The organism is Kribbella sp. NPDC055110, from assembly GCF_053607525.1.
The window spans coordinates 59,057-76,445 of the sequence record NZ_JBSGTS010000021.1 but is presented as its reverse complement, the minus strand read 5'-3'; the positions used below and the strand labels follow the sequence as shown (position 1 = coordinate 76,445).

16 protein-coding genes and 1 pseudogene are annotated in these 17,389 nt (G+C 69.6%); 8 read left to right on the top strand and 9 right to left on the bottom strand.

Annotation, left to right across the window (positions count from 1 at the left end):
* Nucleotides 1-4: 4 nt before the first annotated feature.
* Complete coding sequence (locus ACWF0M_RS27915; RefSeq protein ID WP_452238679.1) at nucleotides 5-997, top strand: Gfo/Idh/MocA family protein; 993 nt, start codon at nucleotides 5-7, stop codon at nucleotides 995-997.
* A gap of 4 nt (nucleotides 998-1,001) precedes the next feature.
* On the opposite strand, the gene ACWF0M_RS27910 is transcribed toward ACWF0M_RS27915, so the two are convergent.
* Nucleotides 1,002-1,913 carry an SDR family oxidoreductase gene (locus tag ACWF0M_RS27910; protein WP_452238678.1) on the bottom strand — a complete coding sequence of 304 codons (912 nt, stop codon included), beginning with the start codon at nucleotides 1,911-1,913 and terminating at the stop codon, nucleotides 1,002-1,004.
* An 87-nt stretch (nucleotides 1,914-2,000) separates the two neighbouring features.
* Here ACWF0M_RS27910 and ACWF0M_RS27905 point away from each other — a divergent pair, with 87 nt between their 5' ends.
* From ACWF0M_RS27905 to ACWF0M_RS27880, 6 genes are all read left to right on the top strand, one after another.
* Nucleotides 2,001-2,564, top strand: a complete 564-nt coding sequence (locus tag ACWF0M_RS27905) for a TetR/AcrR family transcriptional regulator (protein ID WP_452238677.1) — start codon at nucleotides 2,001-2,003, stop codon at nucleotides 2,562-2,564.
* Nucleotides 2,565-2,647: 83 nt separating this feature from the next.
* Nucleotides 2,648-3,403 (top strand): SDR family oxidoreductase, encoded by a 756-nt coding sequence (locus ACWF0M_RS27900; RefSeq protein WP_452238676.1) that lies wholly within the window; start codon nucleotides 2,648-2,650, stop codon nucleotides 3,401-3,403.
* Nucleotides 3,404-3,445: 42 nt separating this feature from the next.
* Nucleotides 3,446-4,315 carry an RNA polymerase sigma factor SigJ gene (sigJ, locus tag ACWF0M_RS27895; RefSeq protein ID WP_452238675.1) on the top strand — a complete coding sequence of 290 codons (870 nt, stop codon included), beginning with the start codon at nucleotides 3,446-3,448 and terminating at the stop codon, nucleotides 4,313-4,315.
* A gap of 36 nt (nucleotides 4,316-4,351) precedes the next feature.
* Nucleotides 4,352-4,690 carry a hypothetical protein gene (locus tag ACWF0M_RS27890; RefSeq protein ID WP_452238674.1) on the top strand — a complete coding sequence of 113 codons (339 nt, stop codon included), beginning with the start codon at nucleotides 4,352-4,354 and terminating at the stop codon, nucleotides 4,688-4,690.
* Nucleotides 4,691-4,759: 69 nt separating this feature from the next.
* Nucleotides 4,760-5,797, top strand: a complete 1,038-nt coding sequence (locus tag ACWF0M_RS27885; RefSeq protein WP_452238673.1) for an LLM class flavin-dependent oxidoreductase — start codon at nucleotides 4,760-4,762, stop codon at nucleotides 5,795-5,797.
* Entirely contained in the window at nucleotides 5,794-6,456 is a 663-nt protein-coding gene (locus tag ACWF0M_RS27880) for an NADPH-dependent F420 reductase (RefSeq protein WP_452238672.1), read from the top strand. Before ACWF0M_RS27885 ends, ACWF0M_RS27880 begins: the two co-directional genes overlap by 4 nt.
* 10 nt (nucleotides 6,457-6,466) lie before the next feature.
* On the opposite strand, the gene ACWF0M_RS27875 is transcribed toward ACWF0M_RS27880, so the two are convergent.
* Genes ACWF0M_RS27875 through ACWF0M_RS27840 form a run of 8 tightly spaced genes read right to left on the bottom strand, consistent with a single transcriptional unit; the run spans nucleotide 6,467 to nucleotide 16,484 of the window.
* Complete coding sequence (locus ACWF0M_RS27875) at nucleotides 6,467-6,898, bottom strand: response regulator transcription factor (protein ID WP_452238671.1); 432 nt, start codon at nucleotides 6,896-6,898, stop codon at nucleotides 6,467-6,469.
* Nucleotides 6,895-8,295 carry a M20/M25/M40 family metallo-hydrolase gene (locus ACWF0M_RS27870; protein ID WP_452238670.1) on the bottom strand — a complete coding sequence of 467 codons (1,401 nt, stop codon included), beginning with the start codon at nucleotides 8,293-8,295 and terminating at the stop codon, nucleotides 6,895-6,897. The genes ACWF0M_RS27875 and ACWF0M_RS27870 overlap by 4 nt, the downstream gene beginning before the upstream one ends.
* A 7-nt stretch (nucleotides 8,296-8,302) precedes the next feature.
* The gene (locus ACWF0M_RS27865) at nucleotides 8,303-9,538 is read right to left on the bottom strand and encodes a hypothetical protein (protein WP_452238669.1); all 1,236 of its coding nucleotides are present in this window, start codon (nucleotides 9,536-9,538) and stop codon (nucleotides 8,303-8,305) included.
* Nucleotide 9,539: 1 nt separating this feature from the next.
* Nucleotides 9,540-11,855 carry a hypothetical protein gene (locus tag ACWF0M_RS27860; protein WP_452238668.1) on the bottom strand — a complete coding sequence of 772 codons (2,316 nt, stop codon included), beginning with the start codon at nucleotides 11,853-11,855 and terminating at the stop codon, nucleotides 9,540-9,542.
* Nucleotides 11,852-12,331, bottom strand: coding sequence for a hypothetical protein (locus tag ACWF0M_RS27855; protein WP_452238667.1), 480 nt, complete (start codon nucleotides 12,329-12,331; stop codon nucleotides 11,852-11,854). The genes ACWF0M_RS27860 and ACWF0M_RS27855 overlap by 4 nt, the downstream gene beginning before the upstream one ends.
* 5 nt (nucleotides 12,332-12,336) lie before the next feature.
* Nucleotides 12,337-14,274 carry a peptidoglycan recognition protein family protein gene (locus ACWF0M_RS27850; RefSeq protein ID WP_452238666.1) on the bottom strand — a complete coding sequence of 646 codons (1,938 nt, stop codon included), beginning with the start codon at nucleotides 14,272-14,274 and terminating at the stop codon, nucleotides 12,337-12,339.
* A gap of 18 nt (nucleotides 14,275-14,292) precedes the next feature.
* A complete protein-coding gene (locus ACWF0M_RS27845) occupies nucleotides 14,293-15,120 on the bottom strand; it encodes a hypothetical protein (RefSeq protein ID WP_452238665.1) in 828 nt (275 codons plus the stop codon).
* 59 nt (nucleotides 15,121-15,179) lie between these two features.
* The gene (locus tag ACWF0M_RS27840; RefSeq protein ID WP_452238664.1) at nucleotides 15,180-16,484 is read right to left on the bottom strand and encodes a hypothetical protein; all 1,305 of its coding nucleotides are present in this window, start codon (nucleotides 16,482-16,484) and stop codon (nucleotides 15,180-15,182) included.
* Between the two features lie 582 nt (nucleotides 16,485-17,066).
* Here ACWF0M_RS27840 and ACWF0M_RS27835 point away from each other — a divergent pair.
* Nucleotides 17,067-17,324, top strand: a pseudogene (locus tag ACWF0M_RS27835) (FAD-dependent oxidoreductase); the annotation flags it as partial.
* Between the last annotated feature and the right edge of the window lie 65 nt (nucleotides 17,325-17,389).

Genomic DNA, 17,389 nt, shown 5'->3' with positions numbered 1-17,389 from the left:
CCCGATGATCAAGGTCGGTCTGATCGGCGCCGGGGGAATCGCATCGGCGCATATCAAGGGTTACCAGCAGCACGCGGACCGGATCGCTGTCACCGCAGTCGCGGACGCGGTGGAGGAAACGGCGAAGAAGCGTGGCGAGGAGCTGGGCGCGACGGCGTACACGGACTATCGCGAAATGCTCGCCAACGAGGAGCTGGACGCGGTGGACATCTGTCTGCCGCACCATCTGCACCGGGACGCGATCGTCGCGGCCGCCGAGGCGGGTAAGCACATCCTCTGCGAGAAGCCGCTGTGCCTGTCCGCCGAGGAGGCAGCGGATGTTCGCAAGGCGGTGACCGAGAGCGGCGTGACGCTGATGTGCGCGCACAACCAGTTGTTCATGCCGGCGGTCGCGAAGGCCCGCGAGCTGTTGCAGGCCGGGACGATCGGCACCGTGTACGAGGTACGGACGACGGACAGCTTCTACAACGACTTCGACCCGAGCTCGATGGGCTGGCGGGCGAGCAGCAAGACAAGTGGTGGTGGCGAGCTCATCGACACCGGGTACCACCCCACCTATCTGATGCTGCACCTCGCCGGCGGGCTGCCGGTCGAGGCGACCTCGATGCTCTCCACGCACCGGTTGAAGTTCATGGAGGGCGAGGACTCCGCGCAGGTCCTGATCAGGTTCGACAACGGAGTCGTCGGACAGTTGGTGACCAGCTGGGCGTACCAGCCGGCCGCCGGCACCGAGCGGTTCTCGGTCGTCGGCGAGCTCGGCTCACTGACCAGTGACGGTACGACGCTGTCCTACAGCCTCCGGTCGTGCGAGACCGAGACCTTCGAGTTCGAGCCCGTCGACACGTTCGTCGCCGAGATCGGCCACTTCGCCGACTCTCTGTCCGGCAAGACACGTCCGCTGCACACCGAGGAGGAAGGCATCGCCGTCCTCGGCATCCTGCTGGCGGCGTACGAAGCCTCGCGCTCCAAGGTCATCGCCCCGGTGGCGACCCCCTGACACGTTAGGGCTGGTGGAAGTAGAACCCCTCGGCGAGGTCGGCCAGCAGGTTCGGGTGGGTGGGCTGCCAGTTGAGCAGCTCACTCGTCCGGGCCGAGGACGTCGGGCTGTCCATGGTGGCGAACCGGCTCAGGTAGCCGAGGTACTGCGGCGCCTCGTCCGAGGTGACCGAGCGGGCGGGGAGATCGAGGCCGCGGCCGATCGCCTCCGCGAGCGCGCGGAACTCGATGCCCTCGTCCTGAACCGCGTGCAGCCGGCTGCCTGCCGGCGCAGACTCCAACGCCAGGCGGTAGAGCCTCGCGGCATCGAGCGTGTGCACCGAGGGCCAGCGGTTCGTCCCGTCGCCGACGTACGCCGCGAAGCCGCTCTGGCGGGCGAAGGCGATCAGTGACGGCGCGAAGCCGTGGTGGTCGAGGCGGCTGTGGGTGATCTGCGGTAGCCGTACGACGGATGAGCGGACACCCTTTGCGGCCAGGTCGATCACGAAGTTCTCGGCGTCGATGCGGTAGCCGCCGCTCGGGTCGTAGTCGTCCTCGGTCGCCACCCGCCCTTGGACTATGCCGGCGAGCATGCCGGTGCCCGACGTACTCACGAGCGGCTTGTCGGTGCCGGCGAGAGCGTCACCGATCGTCTGCAGGGCAGCGAGATCGGACTCGGCCGCACCGGCCAGGTCGCCGGCTTGCATGGCGTCGTGGCGGAAGGCGAGGTGTACGACGCCGTCCGCGGCCGCCGTTGCCGCGCGGAGTCGATCGAGGTCGTGCAGGTCACCGCGGACGGCCTCGGCGCCCCACTCGGTGAGTCGTTTCGCCGACTCGTCGGACCGGGCCAGGCCGAGGACCTGGTGGCCGTTGTGCAGGAGCTCCGGGACGAGGGCCGAGCCGACGTGTCCGGACGCTCCGGTGATGAAGACGCGCATGAAGCTTCCCTTCGAGTGATGTCATTGACTGACATCACCGATGCTACACCCTGATGTCACTCGATGACATCGGCTAGGATCGACCGCATGGGACGGTGGGAGCCGGACGCGGCCGGGCGGCTGCGGGAGGCGGCGATGGCGCTGTACGCCGAGCGCGGGTACGACGGCACGACCGTCGCCGAGATCGCCGACCGGGCCGGAGTCACCGCGCGGACCTTCTTCCGGCACTTCGCGGACAAGCGCGAGGTGCTGTTCGCCGGATCCGAGCAACTCGAGCGGCACATGGTCGAGGCGCTCGCCGCCGCGCCGGCGGACGCGTCCCCGATGGAGGCGGTGAGCGCGGCGGTTCTCGCCACGGCCGAGTTCTTCGACAACATCCGCCGGGACTACTCGCGTCGGCGCGCCGCCGTCATCACGTCGACGCCAGAGCTGCGCGAGCGCGAGCTCATCAAGATGGCCACGCTGACGACGTCCCTCACCGACGCTCTGCTCGAACGTGGCGTCGCCCCGGACGTAGCAGCGCTCGCGGCCGAGACCGGGGTCGCGGTGTTCCGGGTGTCCTTCGAGCGCTGGATCGCCGCGCCTGACGACGTACCGATCGCCGACGTCATCCGGGCGACCCTGAAGACCCTCGCCGCACTCACCGCCTGAGTCTTTCGGGTCTGACTGTCACAGGGCGGGCGGGTGCCCTGTCTTACCTGGTGACAGCTCATGACAAGCGAAGGAGTTCTGCGATGAAGATCGTCGTGATCGGCGGCACCGGCCTGATCGGTACGAAGCTGGCGGCGTTGCTCACCGGGCACGGACACGAGGTGGTCCCGGCCGCGCCGAGCACCGGCGTCAACACGATCACCGGCGAGGGCCTGGCGGACGTGCTGAAGGGCGCCGACGTGGTCGTGGACGTGGCCAACTCGCCGTCGTTCGAGGCCGGACCGGTGATGGAGTTCTTCAAGACCTCGACCGGGAACCTGCTGCAGGCCGAGGGCGAGGCCGGTGTCCGGCACCACGTCGGCATCTCGATCGTCGGCACCGAGCGGATGCCGGACAACGCGTACTTCGCGGCGAAGATCGCGCAGGAGGAGCAGATCGTGGCGTCCGGTCTCCCGTACTCGCTGGTGCACGCGACGCAGTTCTTCGAGTTCGTCGGCGCGATCGCCGACGAAGGCACCTGGGACGACGGCAAGGTGCACATCGCGCCGGTCGCCTGGCAGCCGATCGCCGCCGAGGACGTCGCGAAGAACCTCGGCCGGACCGCGGTCGGTGAGCCGCTGAACGCGCGGATCGACATCGCGGGGCCGGACGAGTTCCGGATGGATGAGTTCTTCCGCAAGGCACTGGCCGGGCGCAGTGACACCCGCGAGGTGGTCGCCGACGAGCACGCACGGTACTTCGGCTCCGAACTCACCGAGCGCAGCCTGGTCCCGACCGGCGAAGCCACCCTCGGCGAGCTGCACTACGACGACTGGTACGCGGCGCAGGCCGGTCGATGACCATGGCGATCGAGGGGATGCGTCGGTCGTATTCTCCAGCTGATGAGTGACGAGCTCGATGATGCGGTTGCGGTCTTCGACGCGGTGCGGCCGCGGTTGATGGGGATCGCGTACCGGATGCTGGGCAGCCACACCGAGGCCGAGGATCTCGTCCAGGAGGTGTGGCTGCGCTGGCAGGCCGCGGACCGTAGGGCGGTGCAGAGTCCGATCGCGTACCTGTCGACGGCGGTGACCAGGCTCGCGATCAACGCGAGCCAGTCCGCGCGTGCCCGCCGGGAGACGTACATCGGGCCGTGGCTGCCCGAGCCGGTCGACACGAGCGCCGATCCGTACCTCGGCGCCGAGCGCGGCGAGGCGCTGAGTTTCGCGGTCCTCCTCGTGCTCGAACGGCTGTCGCCCACCGAGCGCGCGGCGTACATCCTGCGGGAGGCGTTCGACTACCCGTACGACGAGTTGGCCGCGATGCTGCAGTCGACCGAGCCGGCGGTGCGTCAGCTCGTCAGCCGCGCGCGCAAGCGAATCCGGGCGGAACGTCGTACCGAGGTCAGCGGGAGCCAGCAGAAGACGTTGCTCACGGCATTCGTCGCGGCCGCGCGGTCGGGTGACCTCAGGGTGTTGGAGCAGCTGCTGGCGAAGGACGCGATCAGCTACTCCGACGGCAACGGGTTGCGGCAGGTGTCGAAGTTCCCGGTGGTCGGGCAGGAGCGCGTGGCGAAGTACTACCGGGCGTTCCACCAGCACTTCTGGATCGGTGTCGAGGTCGAGTTCGGTACGGCGAACGGCCGCGCGGTCGCGATGCTGCGGCGCGACGGCGGCGAGGTGTTCGCGGTCTGCACCGTGACGGTGTCGGACGAGGGGATCGACGAGGTGCTGTGGCAGATGAACCCGGCCAAGCTCACCGCGATCGCGTAGGGCGGCGGAGTGTTCAAGCGGGGCGATCATGCTGTCGTGCACCGGTTCGCGACGGCCTGCCGGGCCGGCAGCGTCGGGGCGCTCCGGAGCGTGCTTGCGCCTGAGGTGGTGGCGGTCAGTGACGGTGGCGGTCAGGTGCCTGCCGCGTCGAGCCCGGTCCGCGGCGCCGATCAGGTCGCGCGGAGCGTGACGGAGCTGTTGGAGCCGGAGACCGTGCTGAGTGTGGAGGCGGTCAACGGAGAGCTGGGCGTCGTACTGCGGGATGTCGAAGGTGTCGTCGCGGTGCTGAGTTTGAAGGTGACGGGGTCGAAGGTGTCCGCCGTCTGGATCGTGCTGAACCCGGACAAGCTCCGGCACTGGCGCTCGCGGGAATGAACCCTGGCCGGTCTGGTGTTGACGTGTCAACCTAGACTTGTTGTAGCGAGCGGACAGGAGAGTGCGGACATGGCCGAGGTGGCCTTCGGGTTGGACACGTTCGGTGACATCCCGGTCGACGACAGCGGTGCGCCGGTGACGGCTGCCGCGGCGATCCGGCAGGTGGTGGACGAGGCGGTCCTGGCCGACCAGATCGGGGTGGACGCGATCGCGCTCGGCGAGCATCACCGGCCGGAGTTCTCGATCTCGTCGCCGGAGACGGTGCTGGCCGGTATCGCGACGCAGACCTCGAACATCAAGCTCGGGTCCGGCGTGACGGTGCTGAGCTCGGACGACCCGGTGCGGGTGTTCCAGCGGTTCTCGACCGTGGACGCGCTGTCGAACGGGCGCGCCGAGGTGATCCTCGGGCGCGGGTCGTTCACCGAGTCGTTCCCGCTGTTCGGCTACGACCTGGAGGACTACGACAAGCTGTTCGAGGAGAAGCTGCAGTTGTTCGTGCAGTTGCTCGACGAGAAGCCGGTGACCTGGGAAGGCACGGTGCGGGCGGCGCTGGACAACATCGAGGTCTACCCGAAGACCGAGTCCGGCCGGCTGCACACGTGGGTCGGGGTCGGCGGCTCGCCGCAGTCCGTGGTGCGTACGGCGTACTACGGGTTGCCGCTGATGCTCGCGATCATCGGCGGGTCGCCGGACCGGTTCGCGCCGTACATCGACCTTTACAAGCGGGCGGCGCAGCAGTTCGGCACCGTCGCGCATCCGGTCGGGATGCATTCGCCGGGATTCGTCGCGGAGACCGACGAGCTCGCGAAGGAGATCTACTACGAGCCCTACAAGGTGATGCGCGACCGGATCGGCGCGTTGCGCGGCTGGCCGCCGCTGAAGCGCGAGGAGTTCGAGTCCGAGGTGCTGCACGGATCCATGTACGTCGGTTCGCCCGAGACGGTCGCCCGCCGGATCGCGGACGCGGTGCAGGCGCTCGGGGTCGAGCGGTTCGACCTGATCTACTCGGGTGGTCCGCTGCCGGTGAGCGCGCGGCTGAAGGCGGTCGAGCTGTACGGCACGAAGGTGATCCCGCTGGTCCGCGAGATCTTGGCGGAGTCCAAGTGACGACCATCGCGATCCTTGGAGCCGGGAAGGTCGGGACGGTGCTGGCGCGGCTGGCGGTCGCGGCCGGGTACCGCGTGCTGATCGCCAGTTCGGGTGACGTCTCGAGGATCGCGCTGATCGTCGAGGTCGTCACGCCCGGCGCCGTGGCCACGACCGCCGCCGAAGCCGTCGCCGAGGCCGATGTGGTGATCCTCGCGCTGCCGCTGGGCAAGCACCGGACCATCCCGGTCGAGGCGCTGCGCGGCAAGCTCGTGATCGACGCGATGAACTACTGGTGGGAGGTCGACGGCATCCGCGACGACCTCACCGATCCGCGGACGTCGTCCTCGGAGATCGTCCAGGAGTTCCTCCCGGAGTCCCGGGTCGTCAAGGCCTTCAACCACATGGGCTACCACGACCTCGACGAAGGCGCCCACCTGTCCCCTCGCAAGGCCCTTGCCGTCGCCGGTGAGCCGGCCGACGTGGAGGAGGCCGCGAAGATCGTCGACGCGTTCGGCTTCGAGCCGGTCATCGCGGGACCGCTTGCCGAGGGCAAGCGTCTCGAACCGGGCACTGAGCCCTTCGGCGCCAACGTCGACGCCGAGGAGCTACGCGCGATGCTCGCACGCTTCCCGGACACCATCCGCGGCCAGGAGATCCAGCAGGCCCGCGCCTCCTAGGGAGGCGAGTTCAGGCGCCGAAGAACTGGGCGACCATTTCGGCGCGGCTGGTGACGTCGAGTTTGGCGAAGATGCGGCGCATGTGGGTCGACACGGTCCAGGGGCTGATGTCCAGGGAGCTGGCGATCGCGCGGTTGGTGGCGCCGTCCGCGACCAGGCGGGCGATCTGCAGTTCCCGCGGGCTGAGCGTGTGCCGCGGGACCTGCGCCGAGACGACGAGGACGCACCGGACGTTGTCGTGTTCGAGCATCACCGACACGCCGCTGTCGCTGGTCGTGGTCTCCACGGCGTACAGCTCGACGTGGTCGAGCATCGCCCGTAACGCGGCCACGATGCACTCGCGGAGAGCTCCGTCGTCCCCTGCACCGGCATCAGGCGATGGCGGCGAATGCGCGAAAGTACTGGCCTCCCGGCTCGACGCAGGTGTGACGGTAGCGGTCATCGTTCCTCCCCCTCGCGCTGCACCGGCCGTTCGCCGCAAGGAAACTGCCGGATCCCTCCATGGTGATCCCTTCGCCGCGATACCGGTACCGGGTCGCCCCGAATCGGTTGGGTCAATGTCCACAACAACGTTGCAGACATCCGTACCGCGGCGGCCCATCCGGCGAGGTCCAGCGCTTCGTCGGGCCCGTGCGCGTTCCCGCCCGGAGGCCCGAATCCCAGCAGGAGCGGGCGAATCCGCAATGCACGAGACAGTACGCCGACTGCCGGGATGGTGCCGCCGGACCGGACGTAGGCCGGTGGCCGGCCGTGGACAGCGACGCACGCTTCATCAACCGCTTGACGCACAAGGCGATCCGGCATGAGGTCGAGTGCCGGTGTTCCACTACTGAAGTGCAGTTGTACGCGCGCACCTCGCGGAGCACACCGCATGAGCAGACGGCGCGCACGACGTACGACGTCTGCCGGGTCGGAGCGTGGCGGCAGCCGCAGATCGAGTACGGCGAACGCTCGCGACGGCAATGCAGCGCCGCCAGCACCGGCGACGAGCCGGGTGACGCCGATCGATCCGTGCAGCGTGACCCGTTCGTCCAGGCCCGCGCCGACGGTCGCGCGACCGCGGGCGGCTCGTCGGACCGAAGTATCGGTGCGCACCACAGCCGCGGATGAAGCCGGAGCGGACGCGATAAACAGCTCCTTGCGCAGTGTCCGCAACGCGTGGGCGAGCACGAGGCTCGGGTCGACCACGGCGCCGCCGAGCCGGCCGGCGTGTACCGCCGTACCGCCGGTGTCGACCGTGAGCGTCGCCGTGAGCTGGCCGCGCTGGCTGATCGTCACGGTCGGCGTGCCGTCGTCGTACCGCTCGGTGTCGGAGACGATCACCGCCATCGGCCGGAGCTGCCCCGAGACCTCGCGGACGACCTCCGCGAATCCGGCGCTGCCGACCTCCTCGGCCCCCTCGGCGATCACCACGACCTCGGCCGGCAGCAAGCCCGGCCACGCATCCAACGCACAGAGGTGCGCGAACAGTTGCCCCTTGTCGTCGTTGGCGCCGCGCGCGTAGATGACTCCGTCGCGAATCACCGGGCGGAACGGATGCGACGACCATCCAGGACCAGCCGGCTGTACGTCGTAGTGCCCGTAGATCACCACCTGCCGAGCACCCGGTGGTGCGGGCCAGCGCGCGACGACGACGTCCCGTCCTTCACGCGTCGGCCGCAGGTCCACCGTCGCGCCGCGGGCACGCTGCCAGGACGCGAGCCACCGGGCGGCCCGGCCGACGTCGGCGGTACGGCGTGGATCCGCGCTGACCGAGGGGATGGCGAGCCAGTCCAGGAGCTCGGTCAGACGTCGTGCCTGCCGCCGCTCGGCAGCGGCAAGCACCTTGGGCAGGATCATCGTTCAATCACGGCCGAGTCCGGGCAGGAACGCCGCCTTGACCACCGCGATAGGTCCCGAGGCCGCCGCGTTGCGGGTAGATGGGTCCGCCGGCGCGGGCGGCGGCCGGCATCTGCGACGGCGAGCGTTCGCTGTATCGCGCGGCGATGCCGGCCTGTCCCAGCTGCTCCCACGGCATGACCCGGTCGGTGCCGGTACGCCGGGCGAGACTCATCGCCTGTGCGGACGTCAGCCACTCCTCGGCCGGTTCGGCGATCTCCATCAGCAGGGTCTCGAACTGACCGCGCCCGGTCTCCATCACGTGGTTGCCGGACAGCCAGCGCAGGACCTCCCGGCCGTTCACGGCCATCCGCTGCCGCGGACTGCTTTGCAGGCGTACGTCGAAGTACCGGATCAGCACCTCGTCGACGACGTCCCACGCGTTCGCGGCGCCGAACAGGTCCTTGACGTCCTCGGCGCCGAGGATCGCGAAGCACTCCTCGAGCAGGTTCATGACCTCGACCCGGAGCACGTTCAGGTGACCGTACGAGGTGAACTTCAGGTTGTTCCGCAGGTCGAGGCCGGCCCGCCGGACGACGGCGATCGATCCGAAGCTCGGGTCCAGCGCGCGTTCCCTGATCACGTCGCTGATCCGCTTGTCCCGCCAGAACAGCGTGACCTGGTTGACGAAGTGCGAGAACAGCATGTGGAAGTCGGTGTTCGGCCGGCTCTGCCCGGCGCCGAGGCCACGTCCGTAGCCGAGCACCCGCCGGTACGCCGCCAGTCGGTCCTTGGCCGTGTACCGCAGGACGTCGCGACGGTCGAACTGGTACAGCCGGTAGGCGCCCTCGCCGCCCGACAGCCGGATCGCGCCACCCTCGAACAGCTGCTTCAAGCGCTGCACGACCTTGAAGACGCCGATCCGCTCGTGCTGGTAGATGTAGTAGAGATCGCCGACCGCGACGACCCGCTCGGAGTTGACGTTCTCGTCGTACTCCGCGACGCCCTGCGACACCTTGACGTCGCCGAACTTCTGCGCCGCGTCCGGCCCGACTCCGACCAGCTCGGCCAGCCCGCGGTCCGGCGGCTGCGGCCCGCTCGCATCGGCCTCCCGGGCCGCCGTCACCAGATCGTCGAGCTGCCGGTTGATCTCCTCGGCCAGCGCCGGATTGGAGACCAGACTGCCCGACAACCGCTCGGCCACCTGGCTCCGCAGCGCCTGCATCCGATCCAGCAAGTCCTGGTAGTCCCGTTCGGAAAGCATGTCAGATCCCCTTCTCGTCCGAGGAGCTGCCGGTCAACCGTTCGTGGTGTTCGTAGATCAGCACGGTGAGCGGATCCCTGACCTCTTTACGCCGATGGGCGGACTGGACCTTCTCCTCGATGGTCTCGCCCTCCTGACTCATCACGTAGTCGAACAGCGCGGTGAACGCGGCGGCCTGCACCTCGACCGCACCGGCCGCGCCCTCCACGACGGCCACCTCTTCCTCCGCAACGGCTTCCTCCTCGGTGTGCCGTGCGTCCGCGGCACTGATGGCCTCGATGAGGTCAGTGAGCTTCTCGCTGCGCAGGGCCTTCACGAGGCGCGAGCCCATGACGTCTTTCAACTCGGGATACTCGTCGGCGAACGCTCTGGCCTGATCCGAGACCTCGTCGTCGTCGGCGATGGCCCGGAAGCGTTTGAGGGCCGAGTGCGCAACCTTCAGCGCATGACACCCGCAGCCGCAGTCCGCGCAGCCGTCGTCGCACTCGTCCTCCTCGAAGACTGGGTCGACCGGATCCGCGGGGGACTGCGGGACGAAGCGCTGATTGGGTGGGATGTCGTCCCAGTTGTCCGGTGCGCCGTCGATGTTCACGTCGTACGCCGGGCGCAGCTTGGGCCAGGTGGTGACGGACGGGCCTTGGACGAGCCGGCCGAGTTCGCCGTCGACGATGGCGAGCGGGACCTCTGCGGCGGCCAGCAGGATGCCGGGGCTGCCCGCGGGGCCGAGGAGGTCCAGCAGCGCCGTCGGCAACGCTCCGCGTTGGAAGATGCCGGCGAGGTGGTCGTCGTCGGCGCTCGCACTGCCTTGGAGCGGCAAGACCAGGGTCGAGAGGTCCAAAGGCCGCAACTTGTCGCTGATGAAGGCCGGCACGTAGGTCGGTCGCAGGTGCAGGCCGCGGACCTCGACGCGGACGAAGTCCTGGCCGCCTGGGGAGTCGCTGTCGAACGGTGTCACCGCGAGGTCGAGCAGTACGACGCCGGGGAAGCGGCCGATGCGGATCGCCTTCGCGGTCAAGCGTTCGATCAGGCCGCACAGCGTCGACACCGCGATCTTGACGCGCCCGGAGTACATGCCGGGCGGTAGCGGCGTACAGCAACCGAGTGGGATGTAGGTGACCTTGCCGCGGGAACCGCAGTGGCAACCGCCGGCGCATCCCGCGCCGCCACACGGAATCAGCCGCAGAACGAGCTTGCTGCGCAGCGCCCCCATCAGATCGATCGCGGTCGGCGTGAAGCTCGAAACCAGCCCGTCGCGGCCGGCATCGCGGATGATGTTCGGGCCGTCCTGCGTGACGAACACGCGCAGCCATTGGGTGAGGTCGTCGAGCGTGAGCCCGGTGCTGCTGTCCAGTACGACGGTCTGCCGCTCGGCACCCGAGACGAGCACCGAGTCGAGAACCGCTTCGAGTTCGTCGACCTGTTCGGAGGCCGCGGCCAGCAACCTGCTGATCTGCACCAGGTCCGTGCCCAGGAACCCGTTGCCGGCGCCGAGCGTGAAGTCCAGCCGCCGCAGGTCCCAGGACCGCTGCAGGTCGGTGATGAGTTCGACCAGTGTCCAGAAGCTGGTGCGTTGCTTCTCCTCGTCCACGGTGTTGACGTGGTCGTCGTCGAGCCCGAACCGGTCGCGCAACGCGCCGAGCTGCCCGGGCACGGTGTCCGGATCGATCTCGGCGACAGCCGCCGGCACCACGAGCCCACCGGCACCGGTCGTCGTCCGCGGCCACATCGCCGCCTGATGCTTGGTGGCGCCAACGACCGGTACGGCGCCGACGGAACCGCCGGCCGTGGTCGGCTGGTAGCCGGACAGCACCCCGAACGCCGAGTCGACGAGCGGCACCCGCGGACCGCCTTCGCGCCCGAACTCGCCGACGATCCGGCGGACCGAGTCCCGGACCAGCCCGCGGTAGGCCTCGCAGTCTTGGGGGTCGGCGTCGGTGCGGAGGGGTTTGAGGCTGTCGAGCATGCGGGTGATCTGCTCGTGGGCAGCCTTGGCGCGCAGGTACAGCGAGGCCTGGCCGCCGGTGACGCCGCCGAGGTCGGCCTGGACGGCCACGCCGCGCGGGACGTACTTCGCGATCACGTGGTCCTCGAACGTCGAGAGCTCGAAGGAGGCCGACAGCGCGGCGGTGAAGGCCTGCGGGTCCTGGACGCGCGGGCGCCAGCCCAGCACGTCCCGGATGGCGGCGCTCACCGCCGGACCCTGGTCGCCGGTGCCGGAGGCGTTCGCCGGGCGGGCGACCGAGTCCGCCGTCATCAGCGGGAAGGCCTGGTCGACCTCGACGACCGGAAGTCCTGGCTGCGATTTGTCTTTGGTCACGACGACCTCCTGGAGGTATTCGCCCGGGCCGTCGCGACGGACGGTTCGGTGACGAGCTCATGCCACGCGTCGCCGACGGCCACACCGGCCGCGACGAGCGGTTCTTCACAGCGTTCGAGGCTCTGTTCGACACCCGACCACCACGACGGCCAGGACCCACCCCGCCGCCTCGTGGAGCCGCGCAGTCGCCAGACCGCCTCATGGGCGCGCAGGTCGCGCCAGTAGATCAGGCTTGCTTCGCGCAGCAGCCGGTCGACCGCACAGGCCTCGCGGATCGCGGACGGGTCGTCCGCGGCGGCGATCGCCTCGGCCAGTCGGCTCTGCAGTTCGACGGTGAGCTGCGCGATGTGTTCCGCGGCGGCGAGGTCGCTCTCCACCGGCTGGTCGTCGTTCGCGGTCAGCACGAGTTCGGCGACCGCGAGCCACAGTGCGCGGAGCGCGTCGTGCATCGCCGTACGGCGGTCTGCGATGGTCACGACCGTCACCGCCTGGCCAGCTGGATGTAGAAGTTGCGCATCAGCAGATCCGGTGCGGCGCGGTGCTGATCGAGCGCGGAGCGGACGGCGCCGATCAGGAAGCGTTCCGGGACGACACCCGGGTCGACGCCCTTGGCCAGCCGTGCGCCGGCCTCGTCGATCATCGCCTGATGCCGCGGCTCGAAGAAGATCACCTCGCGCAGCGACTTGTTGCCGAGGCCCTTGAAGCGAGTCTCGCAGACGGCGTCGACGACCGCGGGGATCGCAGTCTTGGCGGTCGCGAGCAGCTTGGGCGGCATCGTGGACTCGCGCGGCGCCGGGTAGAGCTGCGACCAGGCGCGGCTGAACTCCGCGGCCCGCTCTGGGAAACCCATCCGGCGCAAGAGCTCGCAGGACAGGAACGTCCGCAGGTACGGCGTGGGATGTACCGACCGTGGCGTATAGCCGAAGCTCTGCGACGGCGCCCGCCCGATCACGTCCATCAACGACGACACGAACGCCTCGCCACCCAGCAGGCAGCCGACCATGTCGCCGAAGATCTCCCGGTTCCAGCGCACCCAGATCGCGACGATCGGCGCGGGTACGCCGGCCGCGCGCAGGCTGCGCGCGATCGACGCGGGCACGGCCTGCTCGAGCTGCAACTCGTTCTGCAGGTTGTGCGACACCTCGTGCAGGATCGCGCCGATGGTCCACGGGTTCACGAGCCGGTGGTAGGGCAATTGCACCAGCGGGAACGGGTTCAGCTGCCGACCGAGTCGGCGCAGCGGAATGCCGCGCCGGAACGTCGCCGGCGAGAACCCGGTGCGCATGTAGCAGAACGGCGGCGGCGCGGGAATCGAGCGCTCGTTGCCGAGGTGCATGAACACGTGCTGGTAGCAGTCGAGCGTGATCCGGTCGCACGCGTCCAACCACTCGCCGAACGCGCTCTGCCGCTGACCGAACAGCTCGAAGTAGAAGTCCCACACCCGTTCGGTGGCCCGGACCAGGTCGTGCGCCTGCGTCTTCAGGTCGAGCGCGAGCCCGACCCGGTGCGGCGACGGTTGGGTCTGGGCGGCGTCGACGGCGCGGTCGAGGCGCTCGACGATCGTGGTGAGCGGTCCGCGAAGCGTTGCCAGCAAGGCGTTCACGGCCTGCACGTGTCCCTCGCTCGGTCGCGCGGGTTGCCCGCCGAACTCGTCGCGCCGGAAGTCGCGGAGCGCCGTCACGTGCCGACGTACGTTCAAGGCCTGGCCCGACAGGTACGCCGGAAGCACGTCACGTCGGCCGCGCGCCGCAATTGGCCGGGCGATGGGTGTCGCGGCCGCCTCACCCTCGAACCAGGGCAGCGAAGGCAGCCAGGACCACCACGAACTGGTGGCGCCGGGAGCGGCCGGGGTGGGTGGTGGTGTGGTTGGGGCAGGAGGCGGGGGAGTGGTGCCGCCGAGCGCCGCGATCCGGGTGCGGAACGCGGCCATGTCGAAGTTGGGATCGATCTTTCGGCCGGGCGGATCTGCGACTTCCTTGTGGCCGAGTACGACGTTCGTGCTGAGTCCGAAGTGGTCGACCAAGGCCCGGCACAGCTGGGCGAACGCGTCCATCTGCACCTCGGGCCAGGTCGCGTCGATACCGGTCGCCTCGGCCTCGATGCCGATCGAGTGGCTGTTGCCCCACGACGGATCCCGGACCGTCCCGGCGTGGTTGCAGCGACCGGCGGCGATCACGTACACCTTGCCGGATCTCGACAGGCCGAAGTGCGACAACGGGCCGATCAGGTCCGGCCGCCCGTTGATCAAGGTGTCCAGCGACGGCATGTCGGCGGTCCGGTTCAGCGTCGCCGTGTGGTGGCAGACCACCGCGCGGACGTCGCTCATCTCGCCCCGCCCGCGGGTCTGCCAGCCGGGGACCTCGATGACCTCGAGGCTGGTCTTGCGTGCGACGCCCGCGAGATCCGTCAGGTACGGCATCGTCCCTCCCGACCTACGTCAGCGCCGCGCGCGGCGCCGGCGCGCGGGCTGCGCTGCCCCGCCGGCCCGGCGGACCCGGCGGACGCCCGCGGGTGATCCGGCAGGCACTCCGGCGGATGTCCGCGCGCGGCGCCGGTACCGGCGGTCGAACGTGCCCACCGCACGCATCGCGCGGTTGCGTTCTGAACCCTGGCGGAAGATCCGGCCCGCGATCCGGGTCATCGTCGACAGCGCCGTCTGCGCGGAGACCGGACGCCCGGACGCGGCCTGGTCAGCGAGACTCTGCGCGGTGCGCTGCAGGATCACCGGCATCGCCGTCACGTACTTGCGGGTGGCCGGGTTCCGGCGCAGCCGCCGGCCGAGCGCCGACGTACCGCGGATCAGCGCCGGCGCGTTGCGGGCCAGGACTCCTGCGGCGCGCGGGATCAGCTTGGAGGCGAGCGGGACAAGCGCGCCGAGGAACGCCTCGGCCTCGGCCTCGCTGGACGTCTGCGCCGCCTTCGCGGACAGGTGCGCCATCAGCTCGGCGTCCGGGTAGAGGCGCCGGACCGGGTTGACGAAGGCCTCGTCCTCGTACTCCTCCTCGGCCTCGTCCTCGGTTTCCGCCTCGGCCTCGAACTCGAACTCGGCTTCGTACTCGCCGTCGCCACCGCCGAGCAGCCCGCCGAGGGCCTTGCCGATGCCGCCGATCGCGCCAAGGAAGTCCTCGTCCTCGTCCTCGGCCTCGAATTCGAGCTCGTCCTCCAGTTCGGTCTCGAGTTCGGTCTCGACCTCCTCCTCGAACTCGTCCTCCAGCTCGAACTCGCCCTGGATCTCGGGGTAGCTGCGGTTCAGCGCGGATGCCATGGTCGATGTCCCTCCCACTCAATTGCTGCATGCTGCGGAGCTCGTGCAGGTGCTGCAGGTCAACGGCGGCGGCCGCCGGCGCTGGTCGGACGACCGGCCGGTACGGCGCCGCGCGGCACCTTCACGTCGCTCACCACGCGCACCACCCGCGCGGGCCGGCCGCCCTTCGGCGGGATCCGCACCGGGGTCGTGATCCGCACGAGGCCTGGACGCGGACGTGGCACCCGTCCGGCGCCGACGGTCCGGGTACGGAGCGGCTGACGGCGAACCGTCATCGCGCGCCCGGATCCGAGGTCCGACGGGCGCCGGCCCGAACCGGTGCGGCGCGGCCGGCTGTACGCACGTCCCCGGCCGTAGCCGCGGCGACCGCGACCGTGGTAGCGCCGACGACTGCGGCTGAGTCCACGCGCGTGCCTTCGCAGTACTGCCTGCCGCACTCGACCGGGCGTCAGCGCGCGGGTGGCCGCGGCGCCCATCACCTGGCCGAGTTCGACCGGACCGACCGGCTCACCGGCGGCGATCCTCCGGACGATGGTCCGGGCCGCTCCGTCGGCGATCCCCGGCACCAGCCGCACAGCCGGCCGGGTGCTCCGGTTGCCGTGCAGCATGCGGGTGATCGTGGCCGCACCGCGCAGCAGATGCGGCAGCAGCTGCTCCAGCTCACGCCGATCCTGTGCGTTGATGCCGGCGTACGCCGCCGCGCCGCCGAGAGCCTCCGCCTCTGCTTCGGACTCGGTGGCTGCTGCCTGCGCCGCGAGGTACTCGCCGAACGCCTGCGAAGGAGCGAGCGGTGCCGAGGCCATCTCCTCGAACTCGGTTTCGAACTCCTCCTCGTACTCACCTTCGAGCTGCGAGGTGACGGCCCGGGCGACGGCCCCGGCAGCGGGGCCGCCGATGGCCGTCGCGACCAACGGGCCGGCGGTCTTGGCGAGGGTCCGGAGGAACGGCGCGGCCTTCTTGAAGACGCCTTTCAGCCGCTTGAAGAACTCCTCGGCCTCTTCCTCGGCCTCGAGTTCCTCCTCGCCTTCGTCCTCGTACTCGTACTCCCCGTCACCACCACCTCCGCCGCCGCCGAGCAGTCCGCCGGCGATCTTGGCGATCGGGCCGAGCAGCCCGAGGAACGCCTCGTCCTCGGCCTCTTCTTCGCCCTCGTCCTCCCACTCGGCCTCTTCCTCGCCGAGCAGTCCGCCGATCGCGTTGACCACTCCGCCGAGACCGGGGAAGAAGTCCTCGTCCTCGTACTCCTCCTCGAGTTCGGACTCGCCCTCGATCTCGTCTTCCCACTCGGCTTCGTCCTCGGTCTCGTACTCCGACTCCCACTCGTACTCGACCTCGTCCTCGAAATCCGTGGCCCGACGCGCCATGGTGGCCCTCCTCGCTCGGCCGGGACAGCTTGCTGTTCCACTTGCTGTTCCATGGCAGCCCGGATCGGGCCGGCGGGTCAGTCACCTCTCGGGGTGACGCACAACGGTGTTCCACCACCCGTGCGACCCGAACCGAAGTACCTCATCCGCGTGACGCGGCACTTCTCACTCGACCAATTTGCCCTCGGTCGCGACGTGCCGCATCAGCTTCCGCAGTTCGTCGGGGATCGCGGGGAGCTGCTCCTTCTCGATCGCGTCCGGACCCGACCAGACGAGGTTGACCTGCAGCGATTCGTCGAGCTCCGGGTAGTCCGAGCATCCCGCGCGCGGCGCCCTGGGCGACGATCTGCACGGTGACCGGGTTCGCGAGCAGGTAGCTCTCCTGGAGCGTGTCGGCCGCGTGCTGCTGCCAGCTGTCCTCGGGGTCCATGGTGGCGAGCGCCGCGTTGATGCCGCCGGCGGCCAGCGAGGTGTCCTTCGCGAGTGTCGGGTGGACTCACTCAGCAGGACACCGCAGAGTGTCCTTGTGTGACTGTCTTCCCGGTCGCACAAGGGCTGTCTGTTAGGTCTCCTCAGCGACGGATGGAGAGTGCGGTGCGCAGGATCTTGGTGGTGGGCGGCGGGTACGCCGGGTTCTACACGGCGTGGCGGCTGGAGAAGAAGCTGCGCCGCGGGGAGGCCGAGGTGGTCGTCGTCGACCCGCGGCCGTACATGACGTACCAGCCGTTCCTGCCCGAGGTGGTCGCCGGTTCCGTGGAGGCCCGGCACGCGGCGGTGTCACTGCGCCGCAACCTGAAGCACACGAAGATCGTGGCCGGCATGGTCACCGGCATCTCGCACGCGGACAAGACGGTGACGATCCACCCGGCGGACGGTCCGGACTACCAGTTGACGTACGACGTGAT

Bases quoted from the DNA above. Each gene is read 5' to 3' on its own strand.
- ACWF0M_RS27915 (WP_452238679.1), top strand. From the start codon at position 5: ATGATCAAGGTCGGTCTGATCGGCGCCGGGGGAATCGCATCGGCGCAT.
- ACWF0M_RS27910 (WP_452238678.1), bottom strand. From the start codon at position 1,913: ATGCGCGTCTTCATCACCGGAGCGTCCGGACACGTCGGCTCGGCCCTC.
- ACWF0M_RS27905 (WP_452238677.1), top strand. From the start codon at position 2,001: ATGGGACGGTGGGAGCCGGACGCGGCCGGGCGGCTGCGGGAGGCGGCG.
- ACWF0M_RS27900 (WP_452238676.1), top strand. From the start codon at position 2,648: ATGAAGATCGTCGTGATCGGCGGCACCGGCCTGATCGGTACGAAGCTG.
- sigJ (WP_452238675.1), top strand. From the start codon at position 3,446: ATGAGTGACGAGCTCGATGATGCGGTTGCGGTCTTCGACGCGGTGCGG.
- ACWF0M_RS27885 (WP_452238673.1), top strand. From the start codon at position 4,760: ATGGCCGAGGTGGCCTTCGGGTTGGACACGTTCGGTGACATCCCGGTC.
- ACWF0M_RS27875 (WP_452238671.1), bottom strand. From the start codon at position 6,898: ATGACCGCTACCGTCACACCTGCGTCGAGCCGGGAGGCCAGTACTTTC.
- ACWF0M_RS27870 (WP_452238670.1), bottom strand. From the start codon at position 8,295: ATGATCCTGCCCAAGGTGCTTGCCGCTGCCGAGCGGCGGCAGGCACGA.
- ACWF0M_RS27865 (WP_452238669.1), bottom strand. From the start codon at position 9,538: ATGCTTTCCGAACGGGACTACCAGGACTTGCTGGATCGGATGCAGGCG.
- ACWF0M_RS27850 (WP_452238666.1), bottom strand. From the start codon at position 14,274: ATGCCGTACCTGACGGATCTCGCGGGCGTCGCACGCAAGACCAGCCTC.
- ACWF0M_RS27845 (WP_452238665.1), bottom strand. From the start codon at position 15,120: ATGGCATCCGCGCTGAACCGCAGCTACCCCGAGATCCAGGGCGAGTTC.
- ACWF0M_RS27840 (WP_452238664.1), bottom strand. From the start codon at position 16,484: ATGGCGCGTCGGGCCACGGATTTCGAGGACGAGGTCGAGTACGAGTGG.